At 65.0% G+C, this 17,001-nt stretch carries 14 protein-coding genes; 5 read left to right on the top strand and 9 right to left on the bottom strand.

Going from position 1 to position 17,001, the window contains the following annotated elements:
- Positions 1-3: 3 nt before the first annotated feature.
- Positions 4-1,179: a VWA domain-containing protein gene (locus tag ACEN8U_RS26390; RefSeq protein WP_310106102.1), complete on the bottom strand. Its 1,176-nt coding sequence runs from the start codon at positions 1,177-1,179 to the stop codon at positions 4-6.
- A 36-nt stretch (positions 1,180-1,215) separates the two neighbouring features.
- Complete coding sequence (locus ACEN8U_RS26385) at positions 1,216-2,058, bottom strand: MoxR family ATPase (protein ID WP_310106105.1); 843 nt, start codon at positions 2,056-2,058, stop codon at positions 1,216-1,218.
- A gap of 368 nt (positions 2,059-2,426) precedes the next feature.
- Between ACEN8U_RS26385 and ACEN8U_RS26380 the strand changes: the two genes are divergently transcribed.
- Both ACEN8U_RS26380 and ACEN8U_RS26375 read left to right on the top strand, forming a co-directional pair.
- Positions 2,427-2,795, top strand: a complete 369-nt coding sequence (locus ACEN8U_RS26380) for a c-type cytochrome (protein ID WP_013338619.1) — start codon at positions 2,427-2,429, stop codon at positions 2,793-2,795.
- A gap of 57 nt (positions 2,796-2,852) precedes the next feature.
- The gene (locus ACEN8U_RS26375) at positions 2,853-3,236 is read left to right on the top strand and encodes a c-type cytochrome (protein ID WP_013587649.1); all 384 of its coding nucleotides are present in this window, start codon (positions 2,853-2,855) and stop codon (positions 3,234-3,236) included.
- A gap of 145 nt (positions 3,237-3,381) precedes the next feature.
- On the opposite strand, the gene ACEN8U_RS26370 is transcribed toward ACEN8U_RS26375, so the two are convergent.
- The 3 genes from ACEN8U_RS26370 to rsxB form a co-directional block, all read right to left on the bottom strand.
- Entirely contained in the window at positions 3,382-3,816 is a 435-nt protein-coding gene (locus ACEN8U_RS26370) for a DUF1841 family protein (protein WP_013587650.1), read from the bottom strand.
- A gap of 166 nt (positions 3,817-3,982) precedes the next feature.
- Positions 3,983-4,627 (bottom strand): endonuclease III, encoded by a 645-nt coding sequence (gene nth, locus ACEN8U_RS26365; protein ID WP_310106109.1) that lies wholly within the window; start codon positions 4,625-4,627, stop codon positions 3,983-3,985.
- A gap of 25 nt (positions 4,628-4,652) precedes the next feature.
- On the bottom strand, positions 4,653-5,561 hold the full coding sequence (rsxB, locus tag ACEN8U_RS26360) for an electron transport complex subunit RsxB (protein ID WP_310106112.1): 909 nt from the start codon (positions 5,559-5,561) through the stop codon (positions 4,653-4,655).
- Positions 5,562-5,795: 234 nt separating this feature from the next.
- On the opposite strand from rsxB, the gene ACEN8U_RS26355 reads away from it, so the two are divergent.
- The gene (locus ACEN8U_RS26355; protein WP_013587653.1) at positions 5,796-6,428 is read left to right on the top strand and encodes a TetR/AcrR family transcriptional regulator; all 633 of its coding nucleotides are present in this window, start codon (positions 5,796-5,798) and stop codon (positions 6,426-6,428) included.
- Between the two features lie 224 nt (positions 6,429-6,652).
- On the opposite strand, the gene ACEN8U_RS26350 is transcribed toward ACEN8U_RS26355, so the two are convergent.
- Positions 6,653-7,930 (bottom strand): polyhydroxyalkanoate depolymerase, encoded by a 1,278-nt coding sequence (locus tag ACEN8U_RS26350; RefSeq protein ID WP_013587654.1) that lies wholly within the window; start codon positions 7,928-7,930, stop codon positions 6,653-6,655.
- A 179-nt stretch (positions 7,931-8,109) separates the two neighbouring features.
- Positions 8,110-9,990, bottom strand: coding sequence for a glycoside hydrolase family 15 protein (locus ACEN8U_RS26345; protein WP_310106115.1), 1,881 nt, complete (start codon positions 9,988-9,990; stop codon positions 8,110-8,112).
- A gap of 249 nt (positions 9,991-10,239) precedes the next feature.
- Between ACEN8U_RS26345 and ACEN8U_RS26340 the strand changes: the two genes are divergently transcribed.
- Positions 10,240-10,485 carry a hypothetical protein gene (locus ACEN8U_RS26340; protein ID WP_013587656.1) on the top strand — a complete coding sequence of 82 codons (246 nt, stop codon included), beginning with the start codon at positions 10,240-10,242 and terminating at the stop codon, positions 10,483-10,485.
- Positions 10,486-10,774: 289 nt separating this feature from the next.
- Here ACEN8U_RS26340 and ACEN8U_RS26335 read toward each other — a convergent pair whose 3' ends face one another.
- Positions 10,775-10,927, bottom strand: a complete 153-nt coding sequence (locus tag ACEN8U_RS26335; protein ID WP_013587657.1) for a DUF3096 domain-containing protein — start codon at positions 10,925-10,927, stop codon at positions 10,775-10,777.
- Between the two features lie 265 nt (positions 10,928-11,192).
- Between ACEN8U_RS26335 and ACEN8U_RS26330 the strand changes: the two genes are divergently transcribed.
- Positions 11,193-12,497, top strand: a complete 1,305-nt coding sequence (locus ACEN8U_RS26330; protein ID WP_310106116.1) for a lactonase family protein — start codon at positions 11,193-11,195, stop codon at positions 12,495-12,497.
- Positions 12,498-12,725: 228 nt separating this feature from the next.
- Here the strand turns inward: ACEN8U_RS26330 and ACEN8U_RS26325 are convergent, their stop codons facing one another.
- Positions 12,726-16,850, bottom strand: a complete 4,125-nt coding sequence (locus ACEN8U_RS26325) for a DNA translocase FtsK (protein ID WP_310106119.1) — start codon at positions 16,848-16,850, stop codon at positions 12,726-12,728.
- Between the last annotated feature and the right edge of the window lie 151 nt (positions 16,851-17,001).

Raw genomic sequence — 17,001 nt, 5'->3', positions numbered from 1 at the left:
GGGCTATTTGCTCAGCATGCGCATGGCGGCCTCGAGGCCGGCGAGCGTGAGCGGGTACATGCGGTGGCCGAGCACTTCGCGAATCGCGCTGACCGACTGACGATAGGCCCACAGGCCTTCCGGTTCGGGATTGAGCCACGCATGATGCGGAAAATGGTCCGCGAGGCGGCGCAGCCACACGGCGCCCGCCTCCGCGTTGTTGTATTCGACCGAGCCGCCGGGCTGCAACACTTCATACGGGCTCATGGTTGCGTCGCCGACGAATATGAGCTTGTAGTCCGGCGTGAACTTGTGCAGCACGTCCCACGTCGGCGTGCGCTCGGCGTGACGGCGGCGATTGTTCTTCCACAGGAAGTCGTACACGCAGTTGTGGAAGTAGTAGAACTCGAGGTGCTTGAACTCGGCCTTCGCGGCGGAGAAGAGTTCTTCCGTGCGCTTGATGTGATCGTCCATCGAGCCGCCTACGTCGAGCAGCATCAGCACCTTCACATTGTTGTGGCGCTCGGGCACCATCTTCAGGTCGAGCCAGCCGGCGTTCGCGGCGGTGCTGCGGATCGTGTCGGGCAGATCGAGCTCTTCCGCCGCGCCTTCGCGCGCGAAGCGCCGCAGGCGGCGCAGCGCGACCTTGATGTTGCGCGTGCCGATTTCCACCTGGTCGTCGTAATCGCGGTAGGCGCGCGCTTCCCACACCTTGACGGCCGTGCGGTTGCCGGCCGAGTCGCCGCCGATGCGCACGCCCTCCGGGTTATAGCCGCCATTGCCGAAGGGCGAGGTGCCGCCGGTGCCGATCCACTTATTGCCGCCTTCGTGCCGCTCTTTCTGTTCGTCGAACAGTTGCTTCAAACGTTCCATGAGCTTGTCGATGCCACCCATGGCCTCGATCTGCGCTTTTTCTTCCGGCGACAGATCGCGTTGCAGCTTTTTCTTCAGCCAGTCGAGCGGCACCTCGAAGGCGAGTTCCGAGGTTTGGGCGACGCCGTTGAAATAGGCGCCGAACGCCTGGTCGAACTTGTCGAAATACTGCTCGTCCTTCACGAGCGTCATGCGCGCGAGGTAGTAGAAGTCGTCGAGCGACGGCGCGATCACCTTCGCCTTGAGCGCCTCGAGCAGCGTCAGATATTCCTTCACCGACACGGGCAGCTTCGCGGCGCGCAGCGAGTAGAAGAAGTCGATCAGCATGCTGGGTCCTCTGCGGCGCGAGCACTCAATGGGAAGTCAACGGTTGTTGCGGTTCATGAAGATGAGCCGCTCGAACAGGCTCACGTCCTGCTCGTTCTTCAACAGCGCGCCGGCAAGCGGCGGAATGATCTGCTTCTGGTCCTCCGAGCGCAGCGCTTCAGGCGGAATGTCTTCGGCGAGCAGCAGCTTGAGCCAGTCGAGCAGTTCGGACGTGGACGGCTTCTTTTTCAGCCCCGCCACGTTGCGCAATTCGAAGAAGCTCTGCATGGCGGCGGCCAGCAGTTCCTTCTTGATGCCGGGGTAATGCACCTCGACGATCTGCTGCATCGTGGCCGGGTCGGGGAACTTGATGTAATGGAAAAAGCAGCGGCGCAAAAACGCGTCGGGCAGCTCTTTCTCGTTGTTCGAGGTGATGATGACGAGCGGCCGCTGCTTTGCGCGCACGAGTTCGCGCGTTTCGTACACGTAGAACTCCATGCGGTCGAGTTCGCGCAGCAGGTCGTTCGGAAATTCGATGTCGGCCTTGTCGATTTCGTCGATCAGGAGCACGGTTTGCTCCTCCGACTCGAACGCCTGCCACAGCACGCCCTTGACGATGTAGTTGCGGATGTCCTTGACGCGCTCGTCGCCGAGCTGCGAATCGCGCAGGCGCGACACCGCGTCATATTCGTAGAGGCCCTGCTGTGCCTTGGTGGTGGACTTGATATGCCACTGCAGAAGCGGCATGCCGAGCGCCGCGGCGACTTCTTCGGCCAGCATGGTCTTCCCGGTGCCGGGCTCGCCTTTGATGAGGAGCGGGCGCTTGAGCGTCATCGCGGCGTTGACCGCGAGCTTGAGGTCGTGGGTGGCGACGTATTGCGATGAGCCTTCGAAACGCATGGCGAGGTGCTCTCTGGCGAGGGAAAAAACCCAGTATAAGTCAGAAGCCCTGTTGGCCTGAAACGGGCTCGCGTAAGGTTGCAGCCGCGTTGGCTGCGTTGCTGTCCGTCGGCTGCCGGCGCTGCTGCGCTGGTGGCGCGCCGCCCGCGCGCAGGCGGCGCGCGAGTGGCGGACATGGGGTACGCAAGCGGCGCCGCACGCGGCCGCTCGCGGCGGGCCGGCGCCCACGCCCCGCGCGGTGGACGTTCGGCGCGGCGACGCGGTACAATTAGCCCGATTTTTTTGGCCTGCGTGGCTCCCTATAAGAAAAACGGCGCGGGCCGTTGCCTTTTTGGGCGCCCGTTTCCCCTCAAGCCAGGTTACATGCTATGAACAAATTCGTCGGCAAACACGTCGTGATCGCAGCGCTGTCGGTGCTCGCGGGCTATGCGGCCAGTGCGCAGGCAGCGGATGTCGTCGGCAACGCGAAAGCGGGCCAAGGCAAGGTCGCGATGTGTATTGGCTGCCACGGCATCCCTGAATATCGCACGGCTTACCCTGAGGTGTACCGCGTGCCCATGCTGGGCGGCCAGAATCAGGCGTACCTCGAAAATGCCCTGCGCGGCTACAAGAAGGGCGACCGCCACTTCGAAACGATGCACGCCATCACCGCGTCGCTATCGGATCAGGACATCGCCGACATCGCTGCTTACTACGCAGCGCAAAATTCCTCGTCGAAGAGCAATCCCGACAAGTAACCGGCTGCGGTTATCGAACCAGTCAACGGCTACTCATTTCGCGGGACAGGAGAATTCATGAATAAGCCCCAACAGGCACTCCACACGGTGTTCAAGGCTGCATGCGCGTCGGCGGCAGTATTCGGTCTGGTTGCAGCGAGCGTCGCCCATGCGGCCGACGCCGGCAACGGCAAGGTGCTGTCCGAGAGCCACAATTGCGCGGCATGTCACGGCCCGAACCTGAACAAGCCGGTGAGCCCGGAATATCCGAAGCTCGCGGGTCAGCATTCCGACTACGTCTACTGGGCGCTGCGTCAATATCAGATGGGTAACGGCAACCCGCACATGGGCCGCAATAACGCGATCATGCAAGCCCAGGTGCAAAGCCTGTCGCAAAGCGACATGAAGGACCTGGCAGCTTATATCGAGTCGCTGAAGGGCGATCTCGTGCAGAAGAAGTAGGCGCGCCGCGTACCGTCCACATTGACCGCGCGGCTGCGCGGTTGCGCCGGCCATTGCAAACACCCCGCTTAGTGCGGGGTGTTTTGCTTTGAGGCGCGGCTTTTATGTCTGGCGCTTTTATACCTCTGGATGTCGCGCGATCCGGCTAGTCCCGCGTCGCGCGGCGCTCGATCCGTTGCAGATAGGCGTCCGTGTCCGGCGGCAGGCCCGTGCGCTGCGCTTCCCAGATGGTTTCGCCGAGGCACTCCATGATCGCGTGCTGTGCGTCGTGCGTCGAACCGAGCCGGGCGGCGAGGCGCTCGTGCGCGGCGCGGATGCCGGGCGGCTGGTCGATCGACAACTGTTCGCTGATGGCGAGGTGCATCGACAGATGCAGGAACGGATTGGTCTGCCCGCGCTCGGGCGAGTAGTCTTGCGCCTGGGCCGCCTCGGCGTCGGTCAGCTCGGCGTGATACTCGGGATGCTCGCTGATCCAGTCGGCGGCGATCGCTTCGAGCGGCGTCAGGATCTCGCCCTGGCGCTGCTTGCGCCAGGTCTCGGTGAAGAATTGACGGACTTCGTCGCGGCTGGGATTGAACATCGTGGGATCGGTGTCTTGAGTGGAGAGTGAAAGCATGCCGCGCACGCGGGCCACGGCGAGCCGCCAGGGCGATGCAGTCAACCGGCGCCGCTCGCGAGGCCCGCTGCTTCAGGCGCAGCGCACCATTTTACGCGCCGCTGCGGCGGCCCGCTGAGGGTGCTTGCGCTCAAAGATCGGGCGGCGGCGTCTTCGGCCGGAATTCGCACAGCGGCTCGATCACGCAATGCCAGCACTCGGGCCGGCGCGCCTTGCACACATAGCGGCCGTGCAGGATCAGCCAGTGATGCGCGTCCTGTTTGAACTCGGCGGGCGTGAATTTTTCGAGCGCGGCTTCGACCGCGCGGACGTCCTTGCCGGGCGCCAGTCCCGTTCGATTCGCAACCCGAAAGATATGCGTGTCGACGGCGATAGTCGGATGCCCGAACGCGGTGTTCAGAATCACGTTGGCCGTCTTGCGTCCCACGCCCGGCAGGCTTTCGAGCGCCTCGCGGTCCTCCGGCACCTCGCCGCCGTACTGGTCGAGCAGAATGCGGCAAGTGGCGATCACGTTCTTTGCCTTGTTGCGGTACAGGCCGATCGTCTTGATGTAGTTCGCGACGCCTTCCTCGCCGAGTTCGAGCACCTTCTGCGGCGTGTTCGCGACCGGGAACATCTTGCGCATCGCTTTGTTGACCGACACGTCCGTGGCCTGCGCGGACAGCAGCACGGCAATCAGCAGCTCGAAGGGCGTGGTGTACTCGAGCTCCGTGGTGGGATGCGGATTGAGACTCTGAAGCGTTTCGTAGATGGCGCGGCGTTTGTTCGCGTTCATGCTGAGCGGGCGAAGACGGTTGCGGTTAGCGCGGGTTGCGCGTGTCAGCCGGGGCCGGCGGCGTAGAAGCGTTGACGGTGTCAGTGGTGTCTGCAGCTTCGGGGCTGTCGTTGCGCGCAAGGCCCAGACGGCGGCGGCGGGCTTCGGCGGCGTCGATCTGCGCCTGCACGTCGGCGCTGACATGCTCGGTATTCAGCGGCCCCTGGCCCTTGGCTGCCAGTTCTTCCTTCTTCTTGCGCGCACGTTGGAGTGCAGCCTGAATGATCGCGCGTTTCTTCGCCTCGGCGTCGTTGGCGGCAGGCGCAGCCGGGGCGGGCGATGCCGCCGAGCTTGCCGCATTGCCGGGCTGAATATCCACAGCGGCACTGGCCGCGGCAGCGCTGCTTCGCCGCGCCGCAACACGCGCTTCGGCGGCTTCGCGCTCGCGCGCGAGACGCGCCTCGCGCCGGTTATGCCGCTCGCGCGCGGCCTCGGCCTGGGCCTCGCTCCACGCGTCCCACCCGGTCGCCTCGCCGGTGACGGGCGGCATGGAAATGCAATCGACCGGGCAGGGCGGCACGCACAGGTCGCAACCCGTGCACAGTTCGGCGACGACCGTGTGCATGTGTTTCGGTGCCCCAACTATTGCGTCGACCGGACAGGCCTGCATGCACAGCGTGCAGCCGATGCAGATCTGTTCGTCGATAACCGCCAGTGGACGCGGCCGTTCGACGCCATTGGCAGGGTTAAGCGCAATCACCGGCTTGCCGAGCACGGCCGCCAGGCGCGCGACGCCTTGCTGACCGCCCGGCGGGCACTGGTTGTAGTTGGCTTCGCCGCGTGCGACGGCCTCCGCATACGGACGACAGGCCGGATAACCGCACTTGGTGCATTGCGTCTGGGGAAGCAGATCTTCGATGCGATCTGCGAGTGTCTTGATCTGGATCACGGTCACGATGTGGGGCCAGGCGGGACTCGGCGGGCGGCCGCACAGCTTGAACTAAATAGCACATTATCGCCGATTTCCCCAATTGCCATCGGCAATCCATGTGCCATAATCGAAGCGCCTTTTTCGAAAGACCGCAGAAGGGTTTTCCCCCAACCAGCCCGTCCAGTGCTGTCGGTGCAAGGCCCGAGGAGAGGCCGGCGGTGCGATCCGGATAACGCGGCTCACGAAGACCATGCCACCATGAATCAGCCGAAAATCAAAAGAGATCCTGAAGGCACCCGGCGTCGCATTCTGCTTGCGGCCGCCGAAGAGTTTGCAAATGGTGGGCTATTCGGCGCGCGCGTCGATCAGATCGCCCGCCGCGCGGAGACGAATGAACGCATGCTCTACTACTACTTCGGTAGTAAGGAGCAGCTATTCACGGCGGTACTTGAGCACGCGTTCAGCGCGCTCAACGAAGCGGAGCGCACGCTCGAGCTGAACGGCATTGCACCCGTGGAAGCCGTCACGCGCCTTGCGCATTTCGTGTGGGACTACTACCGCGATCATCCCGAGCTGCTGCGTCTCGTCAACAACGAGAATCTGCACGAGGCGCGTTATATGCAGAAGTCGACGCGCATCCGCGAAATGATTTCGCCGATCGTCGCCACGCTCGGCGGCATTCTCGAGCGAGGCCAGCGCGCCGGTCTGTTCCGTACCAATGTCGATCCACTGCGTCTATACGTGACGCTTTCGGGCATGGGCTACTACATCGTGTCCAACCGCTACACGCTCGAAGCCACGCTCGGCCGCGATTTCAGCAGTCCGGCCGAACGCAGCGAAGTGATCCAGATGAACACGGAGCTGCTGCTCGCGTATCTGTTGCGAAAGTAGCAGGAACGCCGGTGCCGGCTTCGCGCAGGTGAGCGCACTGCCTGGCAGCGAGGCGTTGCCGCTCGCCCTCCAGGCGCTCGACCTGTGTGCGCGACGTAGAGGCGTCCGACGTGAAAAAACGGCCTCCGTATGGAGGCCGTTTTGTTGTTATCGGCTGCTTCGGCTTGTGGGTTGCGCGTGAGGTTGCGGGTGAGGAGCGCGCGGCTCGCACGCGAACCGGCCGCTCATACCTCGGCCTTTTCCTTCACCGCCCTGGTCGCCTTGTTGTGTTCGAGGATGAAGTCACGCAACTGCGGATAGATGATCGTGCGCCAGCGGCGGCCCGAAAAAATGCCGTAGTGGCCGCACTTTTCCGCAGTGAAGTGACGTTTGTTCTTCTCCGGAATGCCCGTGCACAGTTCGTGTGCGGCATAGGTCTGGCCGTCGCCGGAAATATCGTCCAGCTCGCCTTCGATCGTGAAGAGCGCCGTTCGGGTAATGTCCTGCGGCCGCACGCGTTCGCCGGCCACATCCCACGTGCCTTCCGCCAAACTGAACTCCTGGAATACGACGCGGATCGTGTCGAGGTAGTAATCGGCGTCCATGTCGAGCACCGCGTTGTACTCGTCGTAGAAGCGGCGATGCGCTTCCGCGTCGTCTTCGTCGCCGCGCAGCAGGCTTTGATAGAAGTCCCAGTGCGACGCTGCGTGACGCTCCGGATTCATCGCGACGAAACCGGTGTGCTGCAGGAAGCCCGGATAGACCTTGCGGCCCACGCCCGGATAGTTCGGCGGCACCGTGAAGATCACGTTGTTCTCGAACCACTCGTAGGAGTGCTGCGTGGCAAGCGAATTCACCGACGTTGGGCTCTTGCGTGCGTCGATGGGGCCGCCCATCATCGTCATGGTGCGCGGCGTGTCTTCGCCGCGGCTCGCCAGCAGCGAAATGGCCGCGAGCACCGGCACGGTCGGCTGGCAGACCGAGATCACGTGCAGATTCTTTGCACCAATATGGCGGATGAATTCCTGAATGTACGCAACGTAGTCGTCCAGATGAAACTCGCCGTCTTCGAGCGGCACCATGCGCGCGTCGATCCAGTCGGTCAGGTAGACCTTGTGGTCCTGCAACAACGTGCGCACTGTGTCACGCAGCAGCGTGGCATGGTGGCCCGACAACGGCGCGCACACCAGCACGACCGGCTCGTCTTTCAGCTGGCTTACGGCCTCGCTGTCGTCCGCGAAACGCTTGAAGCGCAGCAGGCGGCAAAACGGCTTTTCGATAATCGTTTGCTCGATGATCGGAATGTTGTGGCCGTCCTTGACGATCTGATGCAGGTTGAACTCCGGCTTCTCATAGTCCTTGCCGAGCCGGTAGAGCAGTTCGTAACCGGCCGAAAGGCGTGTGGCGCCGGGCACATAGGCCAACGGGCTCGCGGGATTCGCGAACGATTTGGACGCGGCCTGAGCCCAGGCGGTAAGCGGGCTCAGCATAGCCCGCTGGAATTCGTGCAGTTGATAGAGCATGGGTGCTCCGTTTTAAGCGGTTCGCATGGGGCTTCGCAAACACGCGTGTGGCGTTGCGGCAGGCCATATTGGTTGTTGGCACATTGTTATCGGCCGACAGACGGTTCGATCATATAGAAACAAGTGGAATTGTGCAATGCAGCAATTGTGCGATGTCGATCCGTAAAAGTGTCATGGAATCATGCTACTGGCGATGCTGCCGTGCCGCTATCCGGGCTTGCCGCAGCCTTAAGTTCAGCATGATCCGTGCCGTTATGGGAAGGCTGCCCCGTCGCCCGCGCCATCGCCTGCTCGTGCTTCATCAGGTTGAGGCCCGTGTTGACGAGCGCCACGTGCGAGAACGCCTGCGGGAAATTGCCGACGAGGCGCTTATGCGCCGGGTCGTATTCCTCCGCGAGGAGCCCCACGTCGTTGCAGAGGCCGAGCAGCCGCTCGTACATGGCGATAGCCTCGTCGAGGCGGCCCTGCAACGCCAGGTTATCCACCATCCAGAACGAACAAGCGAGAAACGTGCCTTCCCCGGGCGGCAGGCCGTCGTCGAATTCGGTGGTGCGGTAGCGCATCACAAAGCCGTCGTGCATCAAGTCCCGCTCGATCGCCTCCACGGTGCCCTTGACGCGCGGATCGTGCGGCGGCAGGAAGCCGACGAGCGGCAGCAGCAGCACGCTGGCGTCGAGCTGGTCGCTGCCGTAGGCCTGAGAAAACGCACGACGCGAAGGATTCCACGCCTTCTCGCAGACTTCCGCGTGGATCTGCGCGCGGATGGCGCGCCATTCGTCGAGCGGCCCTTCCAGATTGAACATTTCCGCCGATGCCAGCGCGCGGTCGAACGCGACCCACGCCATGACCTTCGAGAAAGTGAAATGCTGCCGGCCGCCGCGCGTTTCCCAGATGCCTTCGTCGGGTTGCTGCCAGATGGTAGCGAGGTGGCGCAGCAACTCGCGTTGCACGTTCCACGCCGTGTCGTCCGCCTGCAGGCCGCCCACCCGCGCGAGATGCAGCGCGTTCATCACTTCGCCGTAGACGTCCAGCTGGCGCTGGCCGACCGCATTGTTGCCGATGCGCACCGGCTTTGCGCCGCAATAGCCCGGCAGCCAGTCCACCTCGGACTCGGGCAGGCGCCGCTCGCCGGCGAGCCCATACATGATCTGCAACTGGTCGGGCGCGCCCGCCATCACGCGGCCGAGCCAGCTGCGCCAGGCGCGCGCCTCGTCGTAGTAACCGCCGCGCATCAGCGCGAGGAGCGTGATGGTGGCGTCGCGCAGCCAGCAGTAGCGGTAGTCCCAGTTGCGCGTGCCGCCCAGCTGTTCCGGCAGCGACGTGGTGGGCGCGGCGACGATGCCGCCCGTCGGCTCATACGCGAGCGCCCGCAGCGTGATCAGAGAGCGGCGGATCGGCTCCGCCCATCTTCCTTCGATGGTGCCGCGCGCTGTCCATTCGAGCCAGTGATTCTCCGTGCGCGCGAGCGCCGTGTGCGGATCGCGCGCGGGCGGCAGCCGCAGATGCGAGGCCGCGTAAGCAAGCGAAAAGGGCACGCGCTCGCCTTCGCTGACAGTGAATTCGGCGACCGTTTTCATGTTCTCGCCGCGCAGTTCCACAGGGGTGCGCAGCACGGCGTTATCCGGACCGACGATCGCGCGGATGCCGCTCTCGTGTTTCAGCCGGTCCACCCAGGGAATGGAAAAGCCGTAATCGAAGCGCAGCACCAGCTCCATTTTCATGCGCACGGTGCCGCGCTTGCCGAGCACAATGCGCACCATTTCCGACCAGCCGTTGCCCGGCGGCATGAAGTCGACGAGCGTGACGGCGCCGTCCGCCGTCTCGAAGTCCGTTTCAAGGATCAGCGTTTCGCCGCGATAACGGCGCGTGATTCTGGCGGGCGTGTCCGTGTCGGGGCAGATCAGCCAGCGGCCGTGCTCCGGCGTGCCGAGCAGCGCGGCAAAGCAGGCGCCGGAGTCGAAGCGCGGCCAGCAGAGCCAGTCGACGGAACCTTCGCGGGAGACGAGCGCGGCCGTGTGGCCGTCGCCGATGAGCGCATAGTCTTCGATGAGTGCGGGCATGGCCGTGCGTATCAATACCTGAAGGACATTTCGGTAGCGGGCTCGGCGAAATCCGCCAGGCCCCATTGGTTGTTCTGTCGGGACTCGCGCGATGCCGTTTGGTTCACCACCACACAATGCGGCAAAACGCGGGTTGTAATTGTCAAATTGGTGCCTACAATCAGTAATCCAGCCGACGCCTAAAACTTCCGGGTTTGCGAACCCGGCTCGCTCATCGCGCATGCACACGCCGTTTGGAGGACGAAAGCCATGCTGAATCCGTCAAAATCCGACTGCATCACGATTCTCTCCGCCGCGAGCGAACTCGCGGACGACTCCATGCTTCCGCTCGATCATGGGCGCCTCGGTCTCACGCTCAACGGCATGCAGGCGGCCGCGAGCTTTCTGATCGAACGCGCATGCTTCCGGCGCTATCAGGAAGGTGACGGCCATTATGCCGTCGGTGCGCTCTCGTTGCAGGGGCGTTGGCGCCTGGAACAGCTTTCGAACGGCTGACCCCGGCGCTTGCCGCAAGGGCGTGCGTGTCCGGGGCCGAGCCCGGATGCGATGTGCCGTCCGAACCTATGGTATCTCTCGCGAACGCGCAGCAATGACCGGCACGCTTGTGCCGGCGAGCATCTGCGTGCGAGTTCTTTCGTCCATCCCTTCTTCACTGCCGGCGCACTTCGCGCGCCGCGGCGCACCTGCGGCAAGCTGATCCGCAGCATTCACGCCTCGTTACCGACGACCCAACGCCGACCCAACGCCGACGGCAGCCGGGCCGTCCCGCGCCCGGCCGCCGTCGTCAGAAGTGCGACGAGCCCATGCCGAAAATGCCGATGATCCCGATGATGATCAGATAAAGCGCGACGATGTAATTCAACAGCCGCGGCATGACGAGAATCAGAATGCCGGCAATCAACGAAACCAGCGGACCCAGGCTGAGTGTGATGTTCATGAAGACTCCGTAGTGTGGTGAGACGCGGTGAGAAAAGTGCAGGCAGGGCTGCTTATTGCTATCAAGGTTGCTACCAGGGCAACTGCCATGCCGCCGGCCGGCTGTCGCGCGACCGGCTCGCTGCCGCAGCACCGCCTGCTTCACTGCATGATCCGTTGCAACGCTTTTATACTTGCCCGACAAGAACAACGCTCGAGCGCCGCGCGGCAGACCAGAGGCACGATTACAACCGCTTTACGCCATTTATCCCTGTAGAGGAGGTCGTATGCTTCGTCGTCACCGGGCCGCTGTGCATGCCGCGCGAGGTTTTAACCGGTCTTCTTCGTATTTCGACGCTGATTCCATTTCACGGCGTGCGCGCATGGTCATTCGCATGCACGCCGCCCGCTCGATCATAAAAGGTTTCGCGCTCATGGTCTCGATTGTCGCTTCGCCCGCGTTTGCGCAAGATGCCGGTGCCGTTCCCGCCGACGGCGTCTACGACATGCTGGTCGGCACGTATACCGGCGGCAAGAGCGAAGGCTTGTACGTCTATCGCTTCGACACGAAGACGGGCGACGCCACGCGCGTGTCGGTCGCGCAGACGGTGAACCCGTCGTACCTGGTGGTGAGCCGCGACCGCCGCTTCGTCTACGCGGTCAACGAGTTGCCCGGCGACAACGGGCCGGCCAGCCAGCGCGGCGGCGTCAGCGCATTCCGCTTCGATGCCGCGAGCGGCCAGTTGAGCTTCCTCAACAAGGTTTCCGCCGACGGCAACGACCCGTGCTACCTGAGCCTTTCGCCGGACGGCAAATATCTGCTCGTCGCGAATTATTCGGTGGCGGCCGATCCCGGCGGCAGCTTCGCCGTGCTTCCCGTGCAGGGCGACGGCCAGTTGGGCGCGTCGGTGCTGACCGTGCATCACGAGGGCGGCGGCCCGGTGAAAGAGCGTCAGGACAATTCGCACGTGCACTCCACCGTGTTTTCACCGGACGGGCACTATCTCTTCGCGCAGGATCTCGGGGCCGACAAGCTGTACTCGTACCGCTATACGCCAGACGGCAGCCGCGGCCTGTTCGGCCCGACCGACTGGCGCTACACCCAGGAGAAGCCGGGCACGGGCCCGCGGCACCTCGTGTTCGGCGCCGACGGCAAACACGCCTATCTCACGAGCGAACTCGCCGCAACCGTCAGCACGTTTGACTACGCCGACGGCAAGCTCACGCAGGTCCAGACCATTTCGCTGACCGAGCCCGGCTTCAAGGGCAAGGTGGGCGCGGCGGCGATTCATCTGTCGCCGGACGGGCGGTTTCTCTACGCCACGAATCGCGGCGACGCGAACGAGATCGTGATCTTTTCCGTCGATCCCGCCAATGGGCATCTCCGGAAGATCGGGCATCAATCGAGTCTCGGCAAAGCGCCGCGCGAGTTTGCGATCGATCCGACCGGCAAGTGGCTGATCGTCGGCAATCAGAACAGCGATTCGGTGTATGTGTTCAGGCGCAACGAGCAGAGCGGTCTGCTCGAAGCGAATCCGAAGCGCATCGAGATCGGCTCGCCAGTGGACTTCAAGCTGGTGTCGCCGTCGTAAGCGAGGGTTGCGCTTGCCGAATGAAAAAGGGGCCGCGTTTTGCGGCCCGTTTTTCGTGGTTGCGTGGTTGCGTGGCTGGCGAAGCTGGTGGGGTCGGCTCGCGTGGCTGGCGTGGTGAGTGAGGCTGTTGCGCTTCGCCTGCCTCGCGTGCTGAATGCGACGAGTGCTGCGCCGGCACGCGAGTCGACCTGAACGCGCGTCGAGCCGCATGTCGAGCCTGCCCGCAGACTATTCCGCAGGCCCAGGCGCCAGCACCTCGCGGCTGCCGTTAATCCCCATTGCCGACACGAGCCCCGCCGTCTCCATCTGCTCGACGAGACGCGCCGCGCGGTTATAGCCGATGCGCAACTGCCGCTGCACCGACGAGATCGACGCGCGCCGCGTGCGCACCACAAACGCCACGGCTTCGTCGTAAAGCGGATCGGCTTCGGCATCGGGCGAGTCGCCGAACAGATCCTGCGCGGCGCTGCCCTCGGCGGCCGGACCGTCGAGGATGCCTTCCTCGTATTGCGGTTCGCCGAACTGCTTCAGATACTCGACGATCGCGTGCACTTCCTCGTCCGCGACGAACGCGCCGTGCACGCGCTGCGGGTAGCCCGTGCCGGGCGGCAGGAACAGCATGTCGCCCTGGCCGAGCAGCGACTCGGCGCCCATCTGGTCGAGAATCGTGCGCGAGTCGATTTTCGACGATACCTGGAAGGCGACGCGCGTCGGAATATTGGCCTTGATGAGCCCGGTGATCACGTCCACCGAGGGCCGCTGCGTCGCCAGAATCAGGTGAATGCCGGCCGCGCGCGCCTTCTGCGCGAGCCGCGCGATCAGTTCCTCGATCTTCTTGCCGGCCACCATCATCAGGTCGGCCAGTTCGTCGATCACGACGACGATGAGCGGCAGTGGCGCGAGCGGCTCGGGCGCTTCCGGCGTCAGAGAAAACGGATTGCCCAGCTTCTTGCCTTTCGCTTCCGTATCCCGAATTTTCTGATTGAAGCCTGCGAGATTGCGCACGCCGACGGCGGACATCAGCCGATAGCGCTTTTCCATTTCGCCGACGCACCAGTTGAGCGCATTCGCGGCGAGCTTCATGTCCGTGACGACGGGCGCAAGCAGGTGCGGAATGCCCTCGTAGACCGACAGCTCGAGCATTTTCGGGTCGATCATGATGAGGCGCACTTCCTCGGGCGTCGCCTTGAAGAGCAGCGAGCAGATCATCGCATTGATCGCCACCGACTTGCCCGAACCGGTCGTGCCCGCGACCAGCATATGCGGCGCCTTGGCGAGGTCGGCGACAACCGGATGACCGGTGATGTCCTTGCCCATCGCCAGGGTCAATTGCGAATGCGAGTTCTGATAGACGCTCGCCTCCAGAATTTCGGAGAGGCGAATGGTCTGGCGCTTCGCGTTCGGCAATTCGAGACCCATGCAGGTCTTGCCGGGAATCGTTTCGACGACGCGGATCGACGTAAGGCCGAGGCCGCGCGACAGATCCTTCATCAGGCCGACGATCTGGCTGCCGCGCACGCCCAGCGCCGGTTCCACTTCGAAGCGGGTGATGACCGGACCGGCCGACGCGCCGACCACCGTCACCGGAACCTTGAACTCCTGCAGCCGCTGTTCGATCAGGAGGCCGGTTTCGATCAGCTTTTCCTCGGAGACCGGCTCGACATGGGTGTCCGCGGGGGCGAGCAGATCGAGCGTGGGCAGTTCCACCATGGAAGCCGCCGGCGCATGAAACTCGAAGCCGTTGGTCGGGCCGTGACCGCGCAGCGGCGCGCGCTGCGCGGCGGGTTCGGGCGCTGGGTCGGATTGGGGCTCGGGATTCGATGGTGCGCAAGCCTCAGCCGGCGAGACTGGAAGCGCTGCGGGTGCAACCGGGGGCGGTTGGACGGGGGAAACCGTCGGCGCAGCAGGGAAGTCGGCTTGCTCGCGCGGTTCGGCATGGCCCGGCGCGTGCGCTTGCGGCCCGAGACCCGGGAAACGGACCACGTTCGATGACGCCGGCGGCGTGGCGCCTCGCGTCGGCGCGGCCGCGAGACCGGCCGCCGCGGGGCCGTCGCTGTCGGCGGACGGCGCTTCGGCATCCGCGAGGGCAGGCAGCAGCGGCGGCTTGCTATTGGCCGGCAATGACGACGCGGCTGCGCTTGCGGCCGCAGTTGTGTTGGCGCCGGCGGCGTGGGACATCGGCGGGTCGTTATCCGATGCTGTGAACTGCCGCTCGTCCACGGGCGGCGCGGCTGATATTTCGGCTTGCGGATCGCGGCGCAAAATGCCATCGGGGGCAGCGCTTGCGACATCGCGCTCGTCTTCTTGCGGCTCTTCCGACCATGCAGCCCCATCTTCTTCCCACGGCCGTGTCTGCGACGGCGCGTCCGTTTGCTCAAACCGGCTCGCGAAGATTCCGAACGGGGTGCGAGCCAATGTCGGTGGGGCGCCGTGCACCGTTGCACTGGCCGGCGATGTGACCGTCGGTGCGGGCACCGACGCGGGCTCGGACGCACCGGCTGCGGTCGCTTCCGTGGTGTCGGTCACCGTTTGTGCAGCGGGCGCAATCATGACCGGTGCTGCGGGAGTCGGCGCGCCGGGGGTCGCATGAGTTGCAGCTGTATCCGTCAACGCGCCGGTCGGCGGTTGAATCAGGGGCGGCTCCATCGGCCATTGGGCAACGGGTTCCGCACGGCTTGCCGCTGACGGCTGTGGCTCGCTCACCAACGCCGTGTGATCTGGTGTTTCGACAGCCGTTTGCGGCGACGTTCCGCCCGGCGCTGAAGGCGCAGATTCAACAGTCGGCGCAACCGGAGCGTAAGCGGCATCATGGCCCACGGCTTGATGCTTCGCCGTTCCGTCAGCCGCCGCATTCATGTCTGGCGACGGCGCCGCGACCGCGCCGCCTGGCCAGGCCATCTCGCTGGCAACGCCGGCCGCGTCCGATGGCGCCACGCTCACGCCCGCGATCTTCCCGCCTTCCGCGCTGGTGCTGCGCGCGAGGCTGACACCGGCGATATCCGTCCAACGCGCAGCGTTTTCCGCAATGCTGCGCAGCGTTTCCTGCACGCTGGCAGGCGGCGTGACTTTCTCCGCGGCGGCCATAGGCCGCGTATAACTTGGCGCCGGCGAGGACGGACGACGGGCGCCCGAGGTCATCGCGGTCGCGTCGTTTGCACCCGAAGCAGACGGCAAGCCCTGTGCGGACGATGCCGCGCGATTGAAGGGCATCGCAGCACGGTTGGCTGCAGGACGTCCATGAACGGCCGCGCCCGCGGGCATCGTGCCAGTCGCCGCGCCGGCGCCGCTTCCTGACGCGGCATGAGCCGCTTTAGCGCCCGTTCCCACAGCACCGGCAGCGACTCCCGCAGCGCTCAGAGCAATGCCCGCCGATCCACCGTGGCCTCGCTCACGAGTCGCGCGGCCGACAGCGGGCAAGCCGGCTCCGCCAGCACCGGCTTTCGCTGACGCCCGCGCGGGGGACACGCCCGTCCGCGGATTCGTCTCGCGCAGCCATCCCGCCGGTGCGACGGGCTCGGCCGGCGCCCATGTCGATTTGCCGGCGGCGGACCCATGCATAGGGGGAGGCGGCGGTGTCTGCCGCACGGGCGTCGCGCTACCCGTGCGCAAAACCGGCTCGACCTGCGAAGGCCGGGCGCGCGTCGCACCCCGCCCGGCGTGCCAGCCTTGCGCCGCCGCCCGGGTTGCGGTATCGCGGGCCGCCGCATCGCGGGGCGCCGTATCGCGGGCCGCCGTCTCGTGGCCGGCAGCCGCTGCCGCCGCGCCGCCGAAACCCGCACTCAGCCCAGCGCCGTGATTGGCGCCCGCACCAGCACCACCCGCAGCGCGTCCTTTGACAGGCGGCCGCCAGACAGTCGGCCGCGCATAGCGACCCTTGCGTTTGGGCGCCATCGTGTTGATCGGGCCGGACATGCGCGGCGGCGCGCCGTCATCGACGCTGCGATGGCGGCGTGCCTCGTCGTCGCGTTTGGCCAGACCGCGCGAAGCCAGTCCGAGACCGAACGCGCCGTCGGCCCACAGCAGAAATTCGCGCCAGCGAAAGCCGATCAGCCACGGCAGGCTGACGACGAAGAGCGCGAGCGCCGCGAGCGGCGTGCCGATAGGGCCGAGCAGATGGCCGAGCGCCGCCGCGAGCGCGTGGCCGATTGCGTTGCCGCCGCCGGCCGCGCCGGTCAGCGACGCCTCGAGCGTGCAGCTTGCCAGCATCGCGCAGACGAAGCCGAGCCACAGCCGGATGGTGCCCGGACCGCGCAAACCGGCGCCGCCCGGCAGCATCGACTTGATGAGCCGCCAGAGGAGAGGAATGAACCAGACGGCCGACCCGCCGAACCAGCCGAAAACTACCGTGTGCATACTAGACATCGACGAATGACGGATTGGCGAAAACGCAATCCGTCGAGTTTAAACCGGCGAAGCCAAAGGCTTCGAAGGCGGGCGCAAGTATGCCTGCGACCTCGTGCAAAGCGTGCCGGCGCGCCGGACCATCCGTGTGCCGTTGCGCCTC

The sequence above is a fragment of the Paraburkholderia phenoliruptrix genome, from assembly GCF_047325075.1.
In the GTDB taxonomy this organism is placed as follows: Bacteria; Pseudomonadota; Gammaproteobacteria; order Burkholderiales; family Burkholderiaceae; genus Paraburkholderia; species Paraburkholderia phenoliruptrix.
The sequence above is the reverse complement of the archived record's forward strand: the minus strand, read 5'-3'. Positions and strand labels throughout refer to the sequence as shown.

Excerpts from the sequence above, each read along its gene's own strand:
- ACEN8U_RS26370 (WP_013587650.1), bottom strand. The coding sequence starts at position 3,816 with ATGTTCAATCCCAGCCGCGACGAAGTCCGTCAATTCTTCACCGAGACC.
- ACEN8U_RS26385 (WP_310106105.1), bottom strand. The coding sequence starts at position 2,058 with ATGCGTTTCGAAGGCTCATCGCAATACGTCGCCACCCACGACCTCAAG.
- ACEN8U_RS26355 (WP_013587653.1), top strand. The coding sequence starts at position 5,796 with ATGAATCAGCCGAAAATCAAAAGAGATCCTGAAGGCACCCGGCGTCGC.
- ACEN8U_RS26380 (WP_013338619.1), top strand. The coding sequence starts at position 2,427 with ATGAACAAATTCGTCGGCAAACACGTCGTGATCGCAGCGCTGTCGGTG.
- ACEN8U_RS26390 (WP_310106102.1), bottom strand. The coding sequence starts at position 1,179 with ATGCTGATCGACTTCTTCTACTCGCTGCGCGCCGCGAAGCTGCCCGTG.
- ACEN8U_RS26340 (WP_013587656.1), top strand. The coding sequence starts at position 10,240 with ATGCTGAATCCGTCAAAATCCGACTGCATCACGATTCTCTCCGCCGCG.
- ACEN8U_RS26375 (WP_013587649.1), top strand. The coding sequence starts at position 2,853 with ATGAATAAGCCCCAACAGGCACTCCACACGGTGTTCAAGGCTGCATGC.
- ACEN8U_RS26350 (WP_013587654.1), bottom strand. The coding sequence starts at position 7,930 with ATGCTCTATCAACTGCACGAATTCCAGCGGGCTATGCTGAGCCCGCTT.
- ACEN8U_RS26345 (WP_310106115.1), bottom strand. The coding sequence starts at position 9,990 with ATGCCCGCACTCATCGAAGACTATGCGCTCATCGGCGACGGCCACACG.
- ACEN8U_RS26325 (WP_310106119.1), bottom strand. The coding sequence starts at position 16,850 with ATGCACACGGTAGTTTTCGGCTGGTTCGGCGGGTCGGCCGTCTGGTTC.
- nth (WP_310106109.1), bottom strand. The coding sequence starts at position 4,627 with ATGAACGCGAACAAACGCCGCGCCATCTACGAAACGCTTCAGAGTCTC.
- ACEN8U_RS26330 (WP_310106116.1), top strand. The coding sequence starts at position 11,193 with ATGCTTCGTCGTCACCGGGCCGCTGTGCATGCCGCGCGAGGTTTTAAC.
- ACEN8U_RS26335 (WP_013587657.1), bottom strand. The coding sequence starts at position 10,927 with ATGAACATCACACTCAGCCTGGGTCCGCTGGTTTCGTTGATTGCCGGC.